This is a genomic window from Burkholderia sp. E168m23 (assembly GCF_016586125.1).
In the GTDB taxonomy this organism is placed as follows: domain Bacteria; phylum Pseudomonadota; class Gammaproteobacteria; order Burkholderiales; family Burkholderiaceae; genus Burkholderia; species Burkholderia orbicola.
In genome coordinates this window covers 1-2535 of the sequence record NZ_BCPP01000997.1, presented here as the reverse complement: position 1 = coordinate 2535, position 2535 = coordinate 1, and the positions used below count along the sequence as shown (strand labels likewise).

Sequence of the window (2535 nt, the reverse complement as noted above, 5' to 3'; positions counted from 1 at the left end):
TGATTCCGCGCGAGTTCATCCCGGCCGTCGACAAGGGCATCACCGAGACGCTGAAGAGCGGCGTGCTCGCGGGCTACCCGGTCGTCGACGTGAAGGTGCATCTGACGTTCGGTTCGTACCACGACGTCGACTCGAACGAAAACGCGTTCCGGATGGCCGGCTCGATGGCGTTCAAGGAAGCGATGCGAAAGGCGAAGCCGGTGCTGCTCGAGCCGATGATGGCCGTCGAGGTCGAGACGCCCGAGGACTTCATGGGCAACGTGATGGGCGACCTGTCGAGCCGGCGCGGCATCGTGCAGGGGATGGAGGACATCGCGGGCGGTGGCGGCAAGCTGGTACGTGCCGAGGTGCCGCTCGCGGAGATGTTCGGCTATTCGACGTCGCTGCGCTCGGCCACGCAAGGTCGTGCGACGTACACGATGGAGTTCAAGCATTACGCGGAAACGCCGGCGAACGTGTCGGAAGCCGTGATCAACGCGAAAGTGAAATAAGCACCGCTCGCTCGCGCGCTGGCGCATGCGCGCAAAGCCCGTCCGGTTCGTTCCGGACGGGCTTTTTTCTTTCGGCGCGCATCGCGTTCGTGGCTTTTTGATCGGCGCGCCGAGCTTTTTTTAGCGTGCCACAATGGATGGCGATTCGTCAGATGGAACCCGCCCGATGCCGCCCACCCCTGCCCTGCGCCGCCTGCTGACCCTCTATGCCGGCCTGATCGCCGCGAACGTCGCCGTCTGGCTGTGGGCGCTCGCCGTGCTGCACGATCATCCGCTGCTGTTCGGCACCGCGGCAATCGCGTACGGGCTCGGGCTGCGTCATGCGGTCGACGCGGATCACATCGCCGCGATCGACGTCGCGACGCGCAAGCTGATGCAAGACGGCCAGCGTCCGGTGAGCGTCGGCCTGTTTTTCTCGCTCGGCCATTCGACGATCGTGATCGCCGCGACGCTCGGCATCGCGCTGACCGCGTTCGCGTTGCGCGACCGGTTCGATGCGTTCCGCGACATCGGCGGCACGATCGGCACGGCGGTGTCGGCCACTTTCCTGCTGGTGCTCGCGTGCGTGAACCTGATGATCCTGCGCGACGTGTGGCGACGCTATCGCGGCGCGTCCGGGCACACGCACGACGGCGCGCACGATCATCGTCCCGCCGGCCTCGTCTCGCGGTTGCTACGGCCGTTGTTCCGGTTCGTGTCGAAGAGCTGGCACATGTATCCGGTCGGCGTGCTGTTCGGGCTCGGTTTCGATACTGCAACCGAAATCGGCCTGCTCGCGATTGCCGCCGCGCAGGCGAGCCAGGGGCTGCCGATCTATACGGTCATGCTGTTTCCCGCGCTTTTCACCGCCGGCATGACGCTGATCGACTCGACCGACAACGTGCTGATGATTCACGCGTACGGCTGGGCGATGGACGATCCGCAGCGCAAGCTGCTCTACAACGCGAGCATCACATTCGTGTCGGCGGCCGTCGCGCTGGCGATCGGCGGGATCGAAGCGGCCGGCCTGCTGGCCGACAAGCTGTCGCTGACGGGCCCCGTGCGCGACACGCTCGATGCGCTCGGCGACCGCTTCGGCTCGATCGGCTATGGCATCGTCGCGCTGTTCCTCGTCTGCTGGATCGCGTCGATCCTGTTCCACCGCTGGCAACGCGCGGCCGACGCGCCGGCGCGCTGAACGACGCCCCGACGTTTCATTCCGGAAACAAAACCCTTCCCGACGACGTTGCATGCGTGGTCACGCGACTGCGCCCGCCTTGCGCCACGGGCCCGCGCGGCCGATGGCACGAATCTCGCAGAGTGGGATGCGCACGGCGGGCCCGCGTGCCGATCCGCGTTCGCGGCCAGCGTCAAGCGCTGGCCCGGAGGCCATCGGCTGACGATAGGACAACGAATCTTTTAAGCCCCCCTGCACCACACGTGAATAGTCGCGCGGCAACGAGGCATCGCGCGCATGGGGAGGCCATGATGCATAAGACGAAACAACCGTTCCGCACGGCGGGACGGCGCCCTCGTGCAACCTTGCTGGCCGCGGCCGCTTTGGCGTGCTGCTGCTCGTATGCCGTCGCACAGAACACCACACCTGACTCCGCGTCCGACGCAAATGCCAGCGCGGACACCATCATGACGCTGGTCGAGAACGCATCGCCGTGCGCCGCCAATCCGGCTGCATGCGCGGTGCACGTTTATGCCGGCCGGGGCGTCGGTAATGGCGGTGCCGGTGCGGGTGGCAGTGGCAGCGGCAACGGCAACGGCAACGGCAGTGGAAACGGTGGTGGGAACGGGAACGGTAGCGGCGGAAACAACGGGAACGGCGCCGTCGGACCTGCAGGCGTCGGCGGAACGACAGGCGGTACCTCAGGCAGTACGAGCGGCACGGGTCGGGGAGGCAATGCGTCCGGCAACGGTGGCTCAGGTGGCGGCACCTCGGGTAGCGGCACTTCGGGTGGTGGTACTTCAGGTGGTGGTACTTCAGGTGGAGGCACTTCGGGTGGAGGCACCGTCGGGTGGCGGTACTTCGGGTGGCGGTACTTCGGGCGGCGGT

General features: G+C 66.6%; 1 protein-coding gene and 2 pseudogenes. All 3 read left to right on the top strand.

Annotation, left to right across the window (positions count from 1 at the left end):
- A pseudogene (fusA, locus tag JMF90_RS33110) lies at positions 1-491 on the top strand (elongation factor G); the annotation flags it as partial.
- A 166-nt stretch (positions 492-657) separates the two neighbouring features.
- The gene (locus tag JMF90_RS33105) at positions 658-1668 is read left to right on the top strand and encodes a HoxN/HupN/NixA family nickel/cobalt transporter (protein WP_041489241.1); all 1011 of its coding nucleotides are present in this window, start codon (positions 658-660) and stop codon (positions 1666-1668) included.
- 290 nt (positions 1669-1958) lie between these two features.
- Positions 1959-2535: pseudogene (locus JMF90_RS40400) on the top strand (hypothetical protein); the annotation flags it as partial.

What these genes read in the sequence shown, in the direction of transcription:
- JMF90_RS33105 (WP_041489241.1), top strand. Translation starts at nt 658, where the DNA reads ATGCCGCCCACCCCTGCCCTGCGCCGCCTGCTGACCCTCTATGCCGGC.